The organism is Rhodococcus sp. BP22 (genome assembly GCF_014281965.1).
In the GTDB taxonomy this organism is placed as follows: domain Bacteria; phylum Actinomycetota; class Actinomycetes; order Mycobacteriales; family Mycobacteriaceae; genus Rhodococcoides.
This window is the reverse complement of record NZ_JACFTB010000007.1, coordinates 90,927-108,349: the sequence shown is the minus strand read 5'-3', so window position 1 is coordinate 108,349 and position 17,423 is coordinate 90,927. Positions and strand designations below refer to the sequence as shown.

Annotated in this window: 21 protein-coding genes; 8 read left to right on the top strand and 13 right to left on the bottom strand. The window is 61.3% G+C overall.

Annotated elements, in window-relative coordinates; all coding sequences use genetic code 11:
- Positions 1–62: 62 nt before the first annotated feature.
- The 4 genes from H2510_RS16465 to H2510_RS16450 all read left to right on the top strand — a co-directional run bounded on the left by H2510_RS16465 (position 63) and on the right by H2510_RS16450 (position 2,491).
- Positions 63–371, top strand: a complete 309-nt coding sequence (locus H2510_RS16465) for a type VII secretion target (RefSeq protein ID WP_186629382.1) — start codon at positions 63–65, stop codon at positions 369–371.
- Positions 368–1,099 (top strand): hypothetical protein, encoded by a 732-nt coding sequence (locus H2510_RS16460; RefSeq protein WP_186629381.1) that lies wholly within the window; start codon positions 368–370, stop codon positions 1,097–1,099. The genes H2510_RS16465 and H2510_RS16460 overlap by 4 nt, the downstream gene beginning before the upstream one ends.
- 3 nt (positions 1,100–1,102) lie before the next feature.
- Positions 1,103–1,501 (top strand): hypothetical protein, encoded by a 399-nt coding sequence (locus H2510_RS16455; RefSeq protein ID WP_186629380.1) that lies wholly within the window; start codon positions 1,103–1,105, stop codon positions 1,499–1,501.
- Between the two features lie 621 nt (positions 1,502–2,122).
- Positions 2,123–2,491, top strand: a complete 369-nt coding sequence (locus H2510_RS16450; RefSeq protein WP_186629379.1) for a hypothetical protein — start codon at positions 2,123–2,125, stop codon at positions 2,489–2,491.
- 28 nt (positions 2,492–2,519) lie between these two features.
- Here the strand turns inward: H2510_RS16450 and H2510_RS16445 are convergent, their stop codons facing one another.
- The 5 genes from H2510_RS16445 to H2510_RS16430 all read right to left on the bottom strand — a co-directional run bounded on the left by H2510_RS16445 (position 2,520) and on the right by H2510_RS16430 (position 4,756).
- Positions 2,520–3,095 (bottom strand): AAA family ATPase, encoded by a 576-nt coding sequence (locus H2510_RS16445; protein ID WP_186629378.1) that lies wholly within the window; start codon positions 3,093–3,095, stop codon positions 2,520–2,522.
- Positions 3,092–3,463 (bottom strand): TA system antitoxin ParD family protein, encoded by a 372-nt coding sequence (locus H2510_RS16440; RefSeq protein ID WP_186629377.1) that lies wholly within the window; start codon positions 3,461–3,463, stop codon positions 3,092–3,094. Before H2510_RS16440 ends, H2510_RS16445 begins: the two co-directional genes overlap by 4 nt.
- Positions 3,464–3,808: 345 nt before the next feature.
- Positions 3,809–4,072 (bottom strand): hypothetical protein, encoded by a 264-nt coding sequence (locus H2510_RS21245; RefSeq protein WP_397517377.1) that lies wholly within the window; start codon positions 4,070–4,072, stop codon positions 3,809–3,811.
- Positions 3,990–4,556: a HipA N-terminal domain-containing protein gene (locus tag H2510_RS21240; RefSeq protein WP_397517374.1), complete on the bottom strand. Its 567-nt coding sequence runs from the start codon at positions 4,554–4,556 to the stop codon at positions 3,990–3,992. The genes H2510_RS21245 and H2510_RS21240 overlap by 83 nt, the downstream gene beginning before the upstream one ends.
- A complete protein-coding gene (locus H2510_RS16430; RefSeq protein WP_186629376.1) occupies positions 4,496–4,756 on the bottom strand; it encodes a helix-turn-helix domain-containing protein in 261 nt (86 codons plus the stop codon). Before H2510_RS16430 ends, H2510_RS21240 begins: the two co-directional genes overlap by 61 nt.
- 334 nt (positions 4,757–5,090) lie before the next feature.
- Between H2510_RS16430 and H2510_RS16425 the strand changes: the two genes are divergently transcribed.
- The 4 genes from H2510_RS16425 to H2510_RS16410 are packed head-to-tail and all read left to right on the top strand — an operon-like array spanning position 5,091 to position 7,505.
- Positions 5,091–5,372, top strand: coding sequence for an SAV_915 family protein (locus H2510_RS16425; protein WP_222438826.1), 282 nt, complete (start codon positions 5,091–5,093; stop codon positions 5,370–5,372).
- On the top strand, positions 5,369–5,653 hold the full coding sequence (locus tag H2510_RS16420) for a hypothetical protein (RefSeq protein WP_186629375.1): 285 nt from the start codon (positions 5,369–5,371) through the stop codon (positions 5,651–5,653). The genes H2510_RS16425 and H2510_RS16420 overlap by 4 nt, the downstream gene beginning before the upstream one ends.
- A 3-nt stretch (positions 5,654–5,656) precedes the next feature.
- Entirely contained in the window at positions 5,657–6,730 is a 1,074-nt protein-coding gene (locus H2510_RS16415) for a hypothetical protein (protein WP_186629374.1), read from the top strand.
- Positions 6,717–7,505 carry a hypothetical protein gene (locus H2510_RS16410; protein ID WP_186629373.1) on the top strand — a complete coding sequence of 263 codons (789 nt, stop codon included), beginning with the start codon at positions 6,717–6,719 and terminating at the stop codon, positions 7,503–7,505. Before H2510_RS16415 ends, H2510_RS16410 begins: the two co-directional genes overlap by 14 nt.
- A 75-nt stretch (positions 7,506–7,580) precedes the next feature.
- Here H2510_RS16410 and H2510_RS16405 read toward each other — a convergent pair whose 3' ends face one another.
- The 8 genes from H2510_RS16405 to H2510_RS16370 form a co-directional block, all read right to left on the bottom strand.
- A complete protein-coding gene (locus H2510_RS16405; RefSeq protein ID WP_222438825.1) occupies positions 7,581–7,961 on the bottom strand; it encodes a hypothetical protein in 381 nt (126 codons plus the stop codon).
- Positions 7,962–7,971: 10 nt separating this feature from the next.
- Positions 7,972–8,388, bottom strand: a complete 417-nt coding sequence (locus tag H2510_RS16400; protein ID WP_186629372.1) for a hypothetical protein — start codon at positions 8,386–8,388, stop codon at positions 7,972–7,974.
- An 87-nt stretch (positions 8,389–8,475) separates the two neighbouring features.
- Positions 8,476–9,315 (bottom strand): NmrA family NAD(P)-binding protein, encoded by an 840-nt coding sequence (locus H2510_RS16395; RefSeq protein ID WP_186629371.1) that lies wholly within the window; start codon positions 9,313–9,315, stop codon positions 8,476–8,478.
- Between the two features lie 9 nt (positions 9,316–9,324).
- Positions 9,325–11,256 carry a hydantoinase B/oxoprolinase family protein gene (locus tag H2510_RS16390; protein WP_186629370.1) on the bottom strand — a complete coding sequence of 644 codons (1,932 nt, stop codon included), beginning with the start codon at positions 11,254–11,256 and terminating at the stop codon, positions 9,325–9,327.
- On the bottom strand, positions 11,256–13,355 hold the full coding sequence (locus H2510_RS16385) for a hydantoinase/oxoprolinase family protein (protein WP_186629369.1): 2,100 nt from the start codon (positions 13,353–13,355) through the stop codon (positions 11,256–11,258). Before H2510_RS16385 ends, H2510_RS16390 begins: the two co-directional genes overlap by 1 nt.
- A gap of 272 nt (positions 13,356–13,627) precedes the next feature.
- Positions 13,628–14,287, bottom strand: coding sequence for a carbon monoxide dehydrogenase subunit G (locus H2510_RS16380; protein WP_186629368.1), 660 nt, complete (start codon positions 14,285–14,287; stop codon positions 13,628–13,630).
- Complete coding sequence (cutA, locus tag H2510_RS16375) at positions 14,284–16,788, bottom strand: aerobic carbon-monoxide dehydrogenase large subunit (protein ID WP_186629367.1); 2,505 nt, start codon at positions 16,786–16,788, stop codon at positions 14,284–14,286. Before cutA ends, H2510_RS16380 begins: the two co-directional genes overlap by 4 nt.
- The gene (locus tag H2510_RS16370) at positions 16,785–17,423 is read right to left on the bottom strand and encodes a (2Fe-2S)-binding protein (protein WP_186629366.1); all 639 of its coding nucleotides are present in this window, start codon (positions 17,421–17,423) and stop codon (positions 16,785–16,787) included. Before H2510_RS16370 ends, cutA begins: the two co-directional genes overlap by 4 nt.

Sequence of the window (17,423 nt, the reverse complement as noted above, 5' to 3'; positions counted from 1 at the left end):
GGTCGTCGAACTCTGCGGCTGGAATGGTAGTTTCACCCGAATTGCGAACGGGGGTGGGTGGAATGAATGTAGACCCAGCGGAGCTGGAACGTTTTGGGCATAGAATAAGCGACTTATCGGGTCAGTGTGTTATAGCCGCGGACTACGAGGAGAAGTACTTGTCGATTGGTGTATCCGATGTAGGTAGCATATTTTTACCGGTGCTACAGCAGCTTGATGAAATGCGGGATGTGATTGTGGCCAATATTGATTCGATCCGGCATCTGACTGAAACATCGGCGCAGAGCCTTGTCGATGCCGCCAAGCAATACCGTGCGCAGGAAGCAACCAATGTCGGTCAACTCGACGGCGTGGGGAGCTGGTTTCCGTGACCGAACCTGTTTCGCACCTTGTGGCGCCCGTTGCGGACGATCCAGTACCAGATATCCTCGAGAACGCGTTGGACGGTTCTCTGACAAGCCCGGCATACATCGTCGGTGAGGCTATGGTCTTTTGCGGGATGGTTGGTTCGAACGATCCGTGGGCCTTCATCACTGAGAAGCTGTCCGGCAATTGGCAGGCTGTTCAGACTGCAGGTAAATCGCTGGAAGGCTTGGCCAAGTTCAACGCCGCTATGGCTGAAGAGCTGGCGTCGAGCACATCTGCTGTGATGAAGTCGTGGGAGGGTGATGCGGCAGACCATGCTGAGCGTTACTTTTCGGAGTTGGGTGATGTGATTGCCCGTCAGAGTCATTCCATCCAGAATATGGCGGATCAGCTTGATCAGACGTCGATCGGATTGTACGAGGTTTCAGAAGCGATCAAAGACTTGCTCAGTAGCCTCGTGGACTACTTAATCATGATTGGCGTCTCGCTATCGGCTTCCGTTGTAGCAGCGGCTACTGGACTAGGCGCCCCCGCTGCTGCTGGCTTCCTTGCGACAGCCTTACTTACGGCGAAGATTGCATGGACCTTTGTCACTGAAATTCAGAAGTGGCTTGGCCGTGCCTGGATGGGCGCTCAGGCCGCAATTGGGTTGATTGCGGGTGAAGTCGCGGCCGTTCGAGACACGCCGTTACCTCAGCTTCCGACTTCCGGTTACCAGTTCGGAGGTGCCTGACGCATGGAGCCGCCGAAAGAGCCACTGTTGGATATTTTTCTCGATGATCCATCGCTGGCTGCCCAACTGAGAAAGTCGGTCGAACTGCTGGCCAATAATGCACCGGACCCTGCAATGGGTGAGATATTAAAGCAGGTGCTCCATGGGGAGAAAAGCTTGCGCGACGTCGTTGCGGCTACAGACTTCTCCGAAATGTTTCGTCCCTATGCCGAATCAGCGGTAACCGATGCTGCTCACATGACGGACGACGAGAAGGAAACGATGGCGAAGCAAGGTCGCCTCCAGATCGATGCGGAGTACGAGGCGCAGGTTCAAGCGACGTCAAGTCGTCCAGCATCGGTTCCAGAAGACAGTGACGTTTATTTTCGGAACCGCGGCTCGATTATGGAATCGGGTTGGTAGACCGCTATTTCTGACGTTCAACCAACGAGAGTGTTTCCGTCTTATCCGGCGAATCAAACAAAGCGACGCGGAAATGGCGGGGTTGAATCGATCGTCGTGAACCCCGAGGACTTCGCGGAATGGCCGTGGCTCTACGAGGCAGGCTACCGGGCGAGCGAAGCGCCGTGGAAGTCGTTACGGAGCCCTGTAGATGCGTCCCTGCGTGAGTGAATTGCTCGCGCGAGTGGACACGACTATCAGTTGTGTGCGTTCTTTCACCGGGTAACACTCGGCTCGAACGGGCCGATGCGAGGGGAGGGTAGGGGACACGCTCGATCAACGGAGGCAATTATGCGTCACCTGTCGAAGTCCCCTAGCACGACCCATGCGCTAGTGGCTGCCGCCGCGGCCTGTCTTGCGATGTTCGCGGCGGGATGCGGCAGCGAATCTGCCGATTCCCCTCAGGACGCGACAATCAGTTCGACAACTATCGAGGTGACTCCTACGACCTCTACGCCTCCGGCTCCGCCGCCTGTCGAGGTCGCACCCCCCGAACCTCTGCCCGAATCTGTATTGAGCGAACCTGATGCTGTCGATTGCAGCCAGCCGATGCAGGCTCCGACGGACCAGTTCGGTGCTCCGATGTCCAACGGCACGAGCATCTGCGCGACGGTTGTGGAGTGCGCTGATATCAGCGAACATTACGAGTTCGGGACCGCCCACATGTCCGACGGCTCGTTGATGTACACGTCCGATTGCAATGCGTACAACCAACAGCAGAAGGCGGAACAGCAGGAAACGCCTGCCGATCCAGGTACGACTGCGGGTCGCGGCTACACGTGCGACGATTCGGGATGCACCTACCCTGACGGGTTGACGGTGCCTGGCTACCAACGCTGCGGTGTGGGTTGTGGCGAGGCGCCGACCTCAGGTGACGTGCAAGGGGGATGGGTCGCCTGTCTCGACACCGGCGCGACCATGGACCAGTGCAGGGAACAACTGGGCAACTGACGGCGTCTCGGGCCGTGTAGTCCAAGTGTTATTCGCGAAGCGTGACCGGCAGCCACTTCGGCCACTCGGCCTGCCCGATCAGTTGACCTCGATCGAATGTCGCGATGGTGCGAAAAGGGTTGCGCGCTGACGAGTTGTCATACACCCGTGCGTGATCCACCACTTCGATTGCGGAGCGAACGAGCGTCCACAGTCGGTCGTACCGCTCGCGCACCTTCACTTCTGGAACTGAATGGCCGCCCAGTTGTACTCGATTGGCTACTCGCGCCACGGCGAGTTCGACTGGTATCGCGACGATGTGCAAAGTGACGAGAAAGCCCGCGCCGACAGCAGACTCGACGAAATCCAACTTGGACTCGTGTGAGAATACGGTTTCGGTCGCGAACGACGTTCGATCGGCAACATGGCGTGTGCGCTCAGCAGCAGCGGCGCGGGAAGCATCATAGGCATGCGCCGCCTCGTCGCCGGGCCAACGTGCGTGCGCAATCTCGTCGGCGTTCACGAATGGCAGATGGGTTGCAGGCAGCAGTACCCGCGTATAGAAGGTGCTCTTTCCAGCGCCGTTGGGGCCGGCGAGTAGGTGGACTACCGGGTCCGGGCTCATGCTCGAGGTAGGCCCCGCTCCGATTGTTCGGCTAGCACATTTCCATCTTCGTCGGCCTCGACGAAGGGCCGCCCCTCGGCGCTGAACTCACTCTCGAAGTTGAGTGACTCCGTCACGGATTCCATTCGCTCGGACCACGCTGCTCGGGTCACAGCCTGCTCTCGCACAGACAGAGTGTCGTAGCTTTTTCTACCAGCGAGAACGGCGGAGATTTCACGAGTGGACACCTGATGTGAGGTTTCTATCTCGCGGCCGACGAGCGCCCAGTGTGCGACCTGCTGGGCGGCGCTTCGACTGGCTGCCGATCCCGCGATTTTGGCGGCGGCGTAGAGGTCGTCGTCAATACGCAGGGACGAGGTGGTGCCCATGGTGATCTCCAATCGATACCGGATGGAACTCCACTGTAGCAATCTGCCACAGATGCTGCTTGGGCGCTTCGAAAGCACGTGAGCGGTCTCGTGACCATCATGGAACTCGGTCATCTCCGTCGAGTCGTTCTGCGGGTGGAACCGGGCGACAATCATCTGCGTCTGAACCTGTAGAACCGGCGTCTCTACTAGTGAGGGCGGGTCTACGCGAATCTTCCGGCAGATTTTCCAGCGGTGCTCTACTTGCCATGCATGGAGGAAACGCTGGACCCCGCCGACGCGACCGTAAGGCTGCGGACCGCACGCGACGGAGGCACCGCTTTGCTTGACCACACCTGGACTGTTCTACGAAAGATCCTCGCACCTCGTTTCCAGGAACTTAGCGAGCCGCCGGGTCGCCTTCTCGTCGAAACCAATGGCGCCGACGTCGCCGATTGCCTCCCGCACGCCAGAGCACACGTCGTCGAGTATTCGATGAGTTGCTCTCTCCGGCAGCCCGAGTCGTAGAGCGGATTCGACCAGAAAGCTACGAGTCCATCGATTCGCCCGACCGTAGAGTTTCAATGCCATCGGATCGTCCCGCGATGCATACGGCTGAGTACAGAGCAGATCGTATGCCGGCGTGATCGACCAAATTCCCCGTTCGTCTTGGTGGATCGAATGCGGTTGAGGCAGTAGATAGTTCGGTGCCCTGTGGCACGACGCGGACGTCACCTATGGTGTCGGAACCTACCGCGAGCAGAATCGTAAGGTGATCATCCGCGGACGTCTTGGTGGATGTGACCGCGCCGGCCAATCGAATACCCTCAGGTAACAGACCTGCGAAAAATGGTGGAACGCTTCCGCTCGTCGCCGACGTCTCGATCCTGGTTTTCGGGATGGACCAAGCCACGTCCGGAACCGATGTATCGGACAGGTAGCAAGTGTCGTAGGTGAACTCGATGTTGTCGCCGTGTCGAGTGAGCCTTCCCGCCAACAAGTCACCCTTGTAGACGTCCGCGGTCTCGACGTCGCGAAGATCTGAAGGCGCACTCACGAAAGATCCAAGGGTGGAATGACTGCACCGGATTTGGTGACCAGTTCGAGTGCACATCCGAGTGCATCGGCCACTGCTGTAGCACTGTCGAGCTGAACCGACTCCTTGCCACCTTCGAGCGATTGAACTGTGGAACGACCCACGCCCGCCAGAAGCGCCAGATCACTTTGGGTGAGGCGGAGCTGATGTCGGCGTGCGACAAACGTATCGGCGAGGGCACTCGTCGGTACTCGCCTGCTCTTACGCGGTTGCACCATAGGTTGTTCCTAAGCGTGTTTTGACATGCTTTACGTGAATATAGGCCCATTTCGACCGTCTTTGACTGATTGAACTTGCGCTGCCATGCGTAAGTTGTCCCCGAAGGACTGACAGTCTTCGCAGGGCTCGTACACGGTGCTACAGCATGCCTAGCGTGCACGACCCACCTAACGTTCGGCGACGAACAAGACCCACAAGAAGGCGGAGTGCCGGGTCAATACAGAAAGATGCGAATCCGCGGTCAGGTTGAAATCGAACGCAGGGAACCGAATGCGTCCGGACCGCGTCTGATCCAATGAGCGGCCTTCTCAGCCGCCCAGGGGAGGGGATCAGATGAATATTCCGGCAGATTTTCCACCAGTGCTGTATGTGCCGTGTGTACAGCAGACACACGATGCGACCGAAGCTTCGGTGAGGATGCGGACCACGCGTGACGGGCGTTCGGCTGTGCTCGTTTACTCGGCGTTGGACCGGTTACACACGTGCGTCGGTACCGACGTGCCGTGGATGGTCCTGCCCACCGAGCGACTCGCCGAGGTTCGGGACGCGGCGCCATTCGACCTGGTACTTCTCGATGTGGTTGTACCCAAACACGAACGGGCGGTCGGCCGATGAGCCTGCACGTCGACCAAGCTGCTCTCCGTGCCGAGGCCGGAAAGCTTGCCGACGCGTCGAGCCGGTTGGACGAGCTTTCCGTTTCGCTCCCCACCGACGTCGATGGGGGTATCGGAAGTGCGGCAATTCTCGGGATCGTGTCCATCTTGGTCGAGTCGGGTGGTGAGTTGACGTCGGCGCTGGCCGGTTTCGGCGATGTCTTGTCGGAGTGCCTCGATCGATACTCCGAACAGGACATGGTTGCGGCTGAGGAGATCAACTCTACGGCGTGGGTGCAATAGCCGATGACAATCGACACACACATAGATGGCAATCCAGAATCGATCCGTGTGAGCGCTGCTTGGCTTCGTGATCACTTCGCTTCATGCCTCGACACCACCACTGACACACTATATTCCGCACGCAACAACTCCGATGCCGCGTGGGATGGCCCGACGTCGGAAGCCGCATGTCAGAAGATGGACTTCGGAGCTCGAAGGACCGACGACATGGCCGCCGCTGCTCGCCGTTGCGCTACGGCGGTCGAAGAGTTCGCCTCTGCGCTGCAATCTGCCCAGAACCAGATGGTGGCCATCCGAAACGACGCCATCTCCGCGGGTCTCGTACTGGCTGGCAACATGATTCGAGATGTCGATCCAGACTCGGAAGCTCTGCGGTACGCCTACGAGGCTGCCGCGCATGCGGCCGATGCGGCCCGTGAAGCCGAAAGGCTGGCGGGTGAAACTCTCGCGAACGTATGGGCCGGCATCACCGGTGAATGGTTCTTCTCGGTGGCTGACCTTCTGGGGGCGGCCGGCCGCGCAATGGCAGACAAGCACGTCTCCCTGCTGACCAATCAAGCCAGGTTTCTGATGGAAGAATCCAGACGCTACCTCGATCTCGCACGATCGGCCCCACCTGGCACGCCGGCGTCTCAGATCTATCGCGATTTCGACTGGTCCAGGACGGTCGCACGCAATGCAGATGATCTACTCGAAACAGCGAAGAATCTCGAAGCGAAAGCGGGCAAGTTAAGCGGCCGGTTCGGAGGAGCGTTGGCCGTCATCGGCATCGGTTACGACATCTACACCGGAAAGCCCGTCGATCAGGCGCTGGTTTCGGGTGGGCTCGGATTCGGTGCGGCCGTTGCAGCCGGTGCACTGATAGGGAGTGCCATTCCGGCACCTATTGTCGGCACCGCTGTTGGGGCCGCCGGCGGAGCTGTCGTCGGTATCTTCACTTCCGGCACAGTCGACACTCTCTACACCGAAGGATTAGGAAGCGTCGGCGAGGCAATCGGTGACGGTGCCGCGGCAATTGCGGACACTGGGTATGCGATAGGCGAACTTGCAGCAGGAGCGTGGGATGCAATTTTCTGAGCTGAGTTCGGGTGAGCTTCCCGACTTTCCCGTTCCACGGGTGCAACTGATGATCGGTAGCGTATTTGCAGGGTTTCTAGCGTTCATCGCGTTTGTCATCTCGGCATCGAGTCTTGTGACCGGTCACCTGGCGTCGGCCGTCGCAGCTTTCGCTTTTGCGGTGTTCGTCTTGGCCACAGCATCTTTCGCGCGGAGAAATCAGACCTCGCACACCTCGGGTACCCCTGCGGGTCGTCTGGTGCAGGGTTCGACGGTCCGATACGAGCCTTCGGGGTTGATCAGACTCGCGCTTGTTACCGCATCCATGGCGTTGTGTGCCATTGCGTTCGGTGTGGCAGCGGGTGGTGCGGTGGCCTGGATCTTCGTAACTATGGGTGCGCTCCTCGCGACATTCTTCGTCCCGCTGCTGATCACCAGATCTATTCGGCATGGCCGACTCGAACTGACAGCGGACGGTATCCGGCATAGGGGTTGGGCGTTCGAAGCCGAAATCGCATGGGACGGAATAGGTGGCGTTGCATTCGCACAACGCGACTACCCTGCGATCTATGTTCTGGTCGAACCGACGGCACAAATTGTGCGGCACTACACGACACAGTTTTGGAAAATCGAGGCTCTGCATCCCGGCCACGTGATCGAACTGGACTGCCGACGGTTCGATATTCACCCGATGCTGTTGGCGCAGTGGATCCGCTTCTACATCGAACACCCGGATTCCCGAATCGAACTCGGTACCACTGCCGCGGCGGACCGGTTGATTTACGCGCGGTTTTGAGAGCCTGAGCAGGAAACATGAAGGGGTCCGAGATCACGACCACGAGATCGTAGGCTCGAATTCAGACTTGGCGGCTCAAGGTCCTTGGAGGCGGAACCGTGGCCGCTTGGATGAGAGCACTTCGACCTCACCCCAGTCACCGGTAATCGTGTACCGATTCCCATTGGAGGTCAGAGTGTCGATATTACCGAGATCCACCGATCCGGTGGCATCTCGCGATTCGCTGAATACCATTCGTAGCCAGCATATTGCGGTGACTTCCTCGAAATCCAAGTGCGCTTGCTCGTAGCAGTACTGTTCACCCGGTCTGGGCGGTCGGTACTGCGAGTGCTCGGGGGTCAGCACGGCGTCGAGGACGAAAACGAATCGACCCGGCGTTTCGAGGATCGACAGGACATAGCTGTCTTCCAGGTACACGCCCTCGAGACCGTAGATGCTCGAGTAGTCGATGATCAAGATGTGCGCTCTACTGAATCGGGTACGGCTGATTCGGGTTCGGCTGGGCCTGAAACCCCTGACCCGGAAACCCCTGACCCGGGAAGCCCTGTGTAGGGAAGTGCCCCTGCGTCCCGAACTGGTGACCGTTGAGGTATGCCTGGTTCTGGGCGTCCGCGCTGGCGATGAGCCGCTGCTGCTCCTGGCGTGCGAGGTCCTGCCGAGCCTCGCGCGAGCGGTATGCGCGGACGCCGAGCCAGACTGCGCCGACTACGAAGAGGATCCACCAGTTGTTGGCCAGGAATCCGAGCCCGAACAGCACCAGGATGGTGGTGAGTATCGGATGGCGGCGAGGCCAGGAGCGGCGCGGCACGACGTATCCGACGTTGGTCGTCTGGTGAATATTGATGGTTCCGTAGTTCGGGCTGTTGTGGAACTGGTTGCTCATGGCGGGCTCTTCTCACAGGCGATGGTCAAGTGCCGCGAACTATGCCAGAGGGGTACGACACGATCGGTCGGTTTTTCGAACCAGCTGTCACAACCCGCGAATCAGAGCTCGCAAAGGTGTCGGGTCCCGTCCGAGCAACGCCTTGGTCACCATTCCGCCGGCGAGGAAGTCTCGATCGTCGTAGAACTCGAACATCGCCCCGAGCCTGGCGCGGCCATCGACGCCGAGACTCTGCCCAAAAGTGCGCATCCATTGCTCGACATCGAGTTGTTCCACCGCCACCGACCGTGACGTCATCTCCTCGATGAGTCGAACCACGTCGCCGACGCTCATTGCCTCGGGCCCGCCGAGTTCGTATGTGGCCCCGTGATGCTCCTCGGCTGCCAGGAGAATTCGTGCGGCAATCTCGGCGACGTCGCCCAGGCTTACGAAGGAAAACTTCGATTCGGTGCTGTACGGCACCACGAGGTCAGTGGATTCTCCGGTGAGGATCGATTCGAAATTCTGGGTATAGGCGCAGGGCTGCAGGATGGTCCAACGCATTGAATGACGTGAGGCGAACGCCCGCAGGTCGTCCTCACATCGGGCTTTGTCCATGTGGTGCGGCATCCGCGGACTGTAGGGCCACGCGACCGAATGATAGAGAACATGGTGCACCCCGGCCTCACTCGCAGCTTCCAGGGCTCGCCGAAGTGCGGCGGGCTCGTCCGGATGCAGATTGGGTGCGATGAAGTACACCCCGGCGCAGCCGGTAAGTGCTGTTGTCAGGCCCCTGCCGGTTTCCAGATCGATCGGATGATCCAGCGCGGTGCGGCTCAGCTGCCGGACCGTGGCCCGCCCATCGAGAGCGGCGACCACGGCCTTTCCGGTCTTGCCTGTGGCACCGACGACGGCAATGTCGGTGCCACAGGCGGTTTCACTGTTCACGGGCGAACGTCAGCTGTCGAGGAAGTCGTACTTGGCGAACTTCGCACCGCCGGAGAGCCGTTCGTAACCGGGCCCCCGATCGAAGAAAGGCTCGTTGTCCGCGCGTGCGCCGCGCATCTCGCCGCGGAGCTTCTCCGACGCCGACGCATCTGCATTCGCCTCGCCCTCGGCGATGACCACACCATAGTCCGTGGCAGCAGCTTCGCGAGATACTTTGTTCCACAACACATCGCGCTCCACCTCGTCGATGGGACGCTCGAGCGGATCGCCCCAGCCTCCACCGCCCGTGGTACGGATCCGGAACGTCTCCCCGGCACGGATCGGCTCCGCGTCGGTGAGCGCGTCGAAGAGCCGCTCGTTGGGCTCACCCGGGTTTATCACCACGGAGAACGGCGACCCGGCCTTGCCACCCTTGACGCCCCAGCAGGCGAGGATGGAGCGGTCGGCGATGGACATGAAGTGCGCATCCTTGAGCATGCGAATGTGCTTCTCGTAGCCGAGGCCACCGCGGTAGCGTCCGGCGCCGCCTGAATCTTTTGCCAGGCCGAGCTTTTCGACGATGAAGGGGAACCGGCTCTCGGTGAATTCGGTGGGCAGATTTCGCGAGTCCGGCACCACGTGAATGGTGTCCTCACCGTCCGCGTAGTAGCGACCGCCCGAGCCACCGCCGAGCACCTCACGCATGAGGTAGGACTGGCCCTCGAAATCCTCACCGTAGACGCCGGTGTAGCGGATGGTCTCCTGGTCGGCGGGCATATTGCCGTCGACGGCCTTCGCGATGGCACCGGTGAGCACGCCGAGCAGCCGCAGAATCACGAACGTGCGGGCGTTGGTGGGCGCCGGGAAGATCGGAGTGATCAGCGTGCCCGGCTCCGGGAACTTCATCTCGATCAGAGGGATGATGCCCTCGTTGACGTCGAGCTCGGCCATCCGCTCCGGGGTGTCGGCGAGGCTGCGAAGCACCGGGGCCAGCCACTTCGCCAGGAAGTTGCCGTCGGAGTAGTCGCCGCAGTGGTTGATCGGGCCCTTCGCCTGCGGACCGGTGCCGGTGAAGTCGAGGATCAGCCGCTCTCCGCCCTCGTCCTCGGGCGCGGTCTTGGTCATCGTGATTCGCTGCACGTGCAGCATCGGCTCGTCTACGCCATCATGTTCGGCGTAGTCCTCCCAGGTGTACTCCCCAACAGGGATCTTGGACAGGATCTCGCGCCGATAGGTCTCGGTGCAGGCATCCATCGAAGCGTCGAAGCAGCCCTCGATGGTCTCGACGCCGTAGCGCGCGAACAGTTCCGTCAGCCGGCGCGCGCCCATCAGGCAAGCCGAGCACTCGGCGTCCAGGTCGGCGGCCAACGCGTCGGGCATCCGGGAGTTGCGGGTCATGATCCGCAGCGCAGCCTCGTTGGGCACGCCCTGGTCCCACAGCTTGATCGGCGGGACCATCAGTCCCTCCTCGTAGACCGAGGTGGCGCCGGACGGCATGGAGCCGGGGCAGCAGCCGCCGATGTCGTCGTGGTGGCCGAAGGCCTGCACGAACGCGACGACCGAGGGCTCGTCCGCACCGGGAAGCGTCGCGAAGACGGGGACCGTGACGCAGAGGTCGGGAAGGTGGCCGATGCCGCCTTCGGAGAGGTAGACGTCGTTGTGGAAGAAGACGTCCCCGGGCTTCATCGTGTCGATGGGGAAGTCGCGGACCACTGGCTGCACCAGCGCGGAGTAGGAGCGGCCGGTGAGCTTGCGCATGTTCCGGTCGTAGATGCCTGCGCGGAAATCATGCGCATCGCGGATCATCGGGGAACGGGACGTCCGTGCGATGGCCGTCTCGACCTCCATTTCGACGCTCGCGAGGTAACCGGCCACGATCTCGACGAGAACGGGGTCGGGCGCGGGTGCGTCGACGGGAGTCAATCGGTAGGGCTTGTTGTTCACCATGTCGATGACAGTCATCAGTGCGCTCCGTTCGAGTCGAGATTCCTGGTGATGCGAATGTTGCCGAAATTGTCGATGCGGGCGGAGAATCCGGGATCCACCGGCACCGTGGAGCTGAACTCTTCGATGACGGCGGGGCCGTCGATGGTGTCGCCGGCGCCGAGAGCCGTGCGATCGTAGATAGCGGTCTCGTGCCACCCGTCGAAGTACGCCTGACGCGTTCCCGTGCGGGCTACTTCTGCGCCGGTGCCGTCGCCGATCTCGGAGAGCACCGGGCGCTTGATCGGGCCGATACCACTGACGCGTAGGTTGACCCACTCAACGAATTGGCTTTTGTCGCCGCGGAAGTCGTAACCGTAGAGCTCGCGGTGGGCCTCGTGGAAGGCCTCCGCTGCTTGATCCATCGTCTCCTGAGTGATGTCGCCGTCTACGATCGGCACGCGCACCTCGAAGGCCTGACCGAAGTAGCGCAGATCCGCGGTGCGTGCGTATTGGCGATCTTCGGGCGCGAAGCCCTCTCCTGCCAGTGCTGCGTCCGCACGCTCGGCGAGAACTTCGAGTTCGGACTGCAGGTCTTCGGCACGCAGACGGTCGTGCCGACTGACGTGAGTCTGGACGTAATCGTTGCGCACATCCACTGTCAGCAGACCGAAGGCCGATACGTTACCTGGATTGAGCGGTACCAGAACATCTTTGAGTCCCAGGATGTCCATCAGTCGGCAGGCGAGCAGTGATCCGGATCCACCGAACGTGACGAGGGTGAAGTCGCGTACATCGAGTCCACGCTTGACGGAGATCTGACGAAGCGCGTTGGCCTGATTCCAGGCGGACACCTCGAGAATTCCGGTGCCGCACGCTTCGATTTCCAACGACAACTCGTGAGCCAGCTCTTCGATACCCTTGCGCGCCAGATCCGTATCCAGGGGAATCTCGCCGCCGAGCAGGTGGGGAGGTATCCGGCCCAGGAGCACATGCGCGTCGGTGATGGTCGGTGCGGAACCGCCGTTGCCGTAACACATCGGGCCGGGATCGGCACCGGCAGACTGCGGGCCGACACGCAGTGTTCCCTCGGGCGTCATCCAGGCAATCGAACCGCCGCCGGCACCGACGGTGACCACATCGATCATCGGGATCTTCGACGGGTAGTTTCCGACGCGTCCCTCGGTGGTCAACGCAGGCTCGCCGTGGACGACGACCGTCACGTCAGTGGAGGTGCCGCCGCCGTCGCAGGTGAGAACGTGGTCGACGCCGGCTGCGCTGGCCACCAGGGCAGCGCCGAGAGCGCCTGCTGCGGGTCCGGACAGAACGGTCGTGATCGGCTGATTGACAACCTCTTTGGCGGAGAGGACGCCGCCGTTGGACTTCATCACATAGAACGGGACGTCGCGTGCCTCGCCGGACTCGGTAGCGAACTCACGCAACCGGGTGGCGATGTTGTTGACGTAGTTGCGAATGTTGGGCTTGACCGCCGCATCCACGAGCGTGGTGATGGACCGCTCGAACTCGCGGTATTCGCGCAGAACCTCGGTGGAGATGCTGACGGTGGCCTCGGGGTACTCCTCGAGGAGTATGTCCCGAACACGCTGCTCGTGAGCAGGATTGGCGTAGGAGTGCACGAGGCACACGCCCAGGGTCTTGACTCCTTCGGCTTTGAAGAACCGTGCAGCTTCGCGCACATCGTCGTCGTTGAGCGGGCGAATTTCGGTGCCGTCGAAGTACAACCGACCACGAATGGTGCGGACGCGATGTGCCGGAACGATGCGCTCGGGCTTGACCCAGAAGTACGAGTTGCCGTAGCCGTCGGGAACCGACTGGCGAGCAATCTCGAGAACATGCTCGTAACCCTCGGTGGTGATGAACCCGAGGTTCTCGACCTTGCCTTCGAGCAGCTTGTTGGTAGCAACGGTAGTGCCGTGACTGACTGCGCTGAGCGAGTCGCCTGTGACCCCGAGCTGCTGCAGGACCTTGTCGATCCCGGCGAGGAATCCTTCGGCTGGATCGGCCGGAGTGGAGGGAGTCTTCGTGGTGGCCATTTCACCGGACTCTTCGTCCACTGCCACCACATCGGTGAATGTTCCACCGGTGTCGATTCCGACCCGAATCTTTCTTGGCTCCACGCTTCCTCCTTGATTTGGTTCGTAGACAGCACGACCGCCGATCGGGGTCTGTGCGTGCCTGACGTCTAGTGATATTGGACTCCTTCCGAGCGCCAGTATCTTTGGCACAAGGTGCCAAACCGGCACGGCGAATTTGTGTTTTCTCAGGCGATGACCGGGTGGGGGACTGTCACACATTGCGATGGCAACGCGAAAGGCCGCTCTCCCTGACACGGGAGAGCGGCCTTTCGCAATCGAGCAAGCGGTGGGAGTTGCAGCCCAGCAGCGATGACCTACCGTTCTTTTCGAACCAGGATGCCGCCCACGAGAACTCCGGCCAAAGCGATGGCCGCCCCGGCCGCAGCGGCAACCAAGACACTCTGCGCCGACGCACCTGCCGGCGCCGGACCTGCGGCGATGCGTCCGCCGGTAGCGGCAGCGATCTGCGGGAGAGCACCAGCGGCGACCTCGGAGACACCGGCCTCCACAGCGACCACGGTGGCCTCCGGAATGCCGTTCGCGATGACGCCGTCGAGTCCGTTGAAGAACACGCCCGCCATCTTCTTGGCGACACCGGTGATCATCCGCTGACCGACACCGCCGACCATCCCGCCGACGACGGCATCGGCGTCGTAACTCAGGAGGGTTCCGCCATTTTCCGTCGGCTCCAACCGGATGGTGACATCGGCGCGCACCGTGCCCGGCGCTCCCGCCCCGGAAGCGGTCATCACGAAGGACTCGGGCCGGTTCTGCTGCGAGAGCCGGACCTCGCCGTCGTACGTGCCCTTGATTGCTGCCACACCGGCGATCAACGAGAGCTTGTAATGGTCGTCGCTCAATTGATCGAGTGACTGGACGCCGGGGATGGTCGCCGCCAGAACTCGGCCGTCCTGCATGCTGTCGTACACCTCGGCGGGAGGTGCTGTCAGCTGCGCGGTGCCTGCGATTCTCATGAGTTCTCCTTGGGTGATTCATCTTCCGACTCGGCACTTGCGTGTAAGAGTCGGAGCTCGAACAGGTCTGATGGGGAAATGGGCATCGAGGTGATTGCGAAGCCCTCGGCGTCTTCAATTGCTGCTGCAATGACCGCCGTGGTCGGAATGACTCCGGCCTCACCGGCGCCCTTCATGCCGAGCGGATTGAGCCCGGAGGGGGTTACGGTGTGGTCGATCTCGATCGTGTCGGGTACTTCGGTGACGAAGGGCAGCAGAAAGTCCATGAAGGATGCGTTGAGCAACTGTCCGTGCTCGTCGTAGACGATCTTCTCGTAGAGCGCCCCGCCGATTCCCTGTGCGACGCCGCCGTGAATCTGGCCCTCGACGATCCTCGGGTTGATCACATTGCCGCAGTCGTGCACGACGGCATACCGCTCGACGTGGATCTCGGCCGTCACCGGGTCTGTTTCCACGATGGCGGCATGGATACCGGATGCGAAGGTAGACCTCGGGGGAGAGTAGTACCCGGTGGCCTCCAACCCCGGTTGCTCGCCTTCCGGGATCGGCGGAATCGTCATGTCGGTGTCCACGTTGGCGAACTGTGTCGCAAGCCGGGACTCCGCATCGAATGCGTACCGAAGCGGATTCGACAGTACAGCCACAATTCCGAGCGCGATGGACGTGCCGTCGGCGCCCGGTTCGGTGCCGATTTTGCAGACGTGTCCGCCGCGCAGTTCGAGGTCCAACGGATCGATCTCGAGTGCGTTGCCGGCGACCTTCTTCGCTTTCTCCGCCACCATCTGCGCTGCCACATGAAAGGCCGAACCCGCCATGACCGCGCCCCGGGAAGCAAAAGTGCCTACTGCATAACCGAATCGACGAGTATCGCCGGTCACGATCTCGATGTCGGACATGTCCACGCCCAAATCGTCGGCGACGATCTGCGCGAAGGTCGTCTGATGACCTTGGCCCTGGGTAGTGAGCCCGGTGGCTCCCTTGATCTTGCCGGAGGTTTCGATCAGGACATGGGCGCCCTCGTACGGTCCGGGTCCGGTGCCCTCGACATATGCGCCGACCCCGATGCCGACCGAACGACCCTCTGCCGCAGCCTGTTTCTTGTACTCGGGGAAAGTATCCCAGTCGATCAGTGCCTTGAGCTTGTCGATCCCGGCCTGGTAGTTGCCGGTGTCGTAGATCAGCGGACGGCCGTCCTGGAACATCAGGCCGAAGTCGTACGGCATTTCCTCGGGTCTGATGATGTTCTTCTCGCGAACCTCGATTCGGTCCTTACCGAGATACTTGGCGATCGCGTCCATCGACCGCTCCATCGCGAAGACACCTTGCGGCCTGCCGGCACCGCGATACGGGATGACGATCACGGTGTTGGTGTAGAGCGAATAACCGTTGACGCGGAAGGACACCGGCTTGTACGGGCCGAGCACCTGCGTCGCAGTGTTGATGAGAACGATGATTCCGTACGGCAGGTAGGCGCCGTTGTCGTGCCAGAGCGTGAAGTCGAATGCGAGCAGGCGGCCGTCGTCGTCGAACCCAACCGTCACTTCCTGTACCTGACCGCGTTCGTGGGCGCTCGAAATGAAGTGTTCGCGGCGGTCTTCCACCCATTTGACCTCGTTCGAGATGCCGGCTTTGCCCAGTTGGCGGGCAGCCCAGGTCACCATGACTTCCTCGGGCCAGGGGTGCATGATCTTGACGCCGAACCCGCCGCCGACGTCGGGAGCGATGCAGTGCACCTTGTTCATTGCCATGCCGAGTCGTGCTGCGACGGCTGCTCGAACGGAAGTCGAGGTCTGCGTCGACGACCAGAACGTCAGTGTTTCCTCGTCGCTGTCCCAGCGTGCGTAGACACCCTTACCTTCCATAGGCATCGATGCGGACCGCTCCACCTCGAGATTCAAGGTGATCCGATGCGGTGCCCGTGCCAACTCTGCATCGATGTCACCGAAGCCGTGGTGCAGGTGTGCAGCGACGTTGTCCAGCACATCGTGGTGAACCTGGCGATCGGCGCGGCGAGCTGTATCGATGCCCACCACCGGATCGAGGATCTCGTACGTGACGTCGATCTTCGCGCACGCATCCTCGGCGACATACCGATTGCGTGCCACCACCATGACGATGGCCTCGCCGACATGATTGACCTCGTCTTTGGCCAACGGAAAGCCGTTGCGGGGAGCGATGATTGCGGGGTGCGGAATCAGAAGCGGGAGCCCTTCGGCCATCGCTTCGGAATCCTCGGCCAAATCCTCGTACGTGTAGACGGCATGGACACCCGGCATTTCCAGTGCGGCGTCCACTTCGATGTCGGTGATCCGCGCATGGGCGTGCGGTGAGCGAACGAACGCGGCGATCAACGCCCCGTGCCCAAGATCGTCGAGATATTTGCCTTTTCCGCTGAGCAACCGAGTATCCTCGGAACGGGCCAATGGCTGGCCGAACAGGGGCTCTGTGCGGGTGGTTGTCTCCGCCGCCGTCTCGGCAGCTGTGGTGCGTGCCCCGCTCATGCTCGGCCTGCCCGTCCGCCTACAGGGCTGGTCTTGCCTCGCACCTTGCGGTCGAGTGCTGCGCGGCTCGACTCGTCGTCTTTACCGAGAGGGAACTCGCCCGCCCGCTCGCGTTTGATCTCGGCAGCCCGCAAGACCGAGGCCTTGATGTTCTGATATCCGGTACACCGACAAATGTTGCCTGCAATCGCCTCGGTCGCTTCTTCCTGCGTCGGAGCGTCGTTCTCCTCGAGAAACGCCGCGATGGTGGTGACGAAGCCCGGGGTGCAGAATCCGCACTGGAGTCCGTGGCAATCCATGAACGCTTGCTGCACAGGATGCAAGGTGCCGTCCGGCTCGACGAGGCCCTCCACGGTGGTGACGGACTGTCCTTCGAGGCTGGCGGCGAGCATCAAGCAGGCACGAACGGGCTTGCCGTCCAACAAGATCGTGCATGCGCCACAGACTCCGTGTTCGCATCCCACGTGTGTTCCGGTCTGCCGAAGATTGTGGCGGATGGCGTCCGAAGCGATAGTTCGTGCGGGAACGATGATCGTCTGCTTCGTGCCGTTGAGCGTGAACGACACGACCACGTGTTGTTCGCCGGTCTCGGCCATCAAATCGGAAAGCTGTGTTTCGACGTCTCGGTTTGTCAT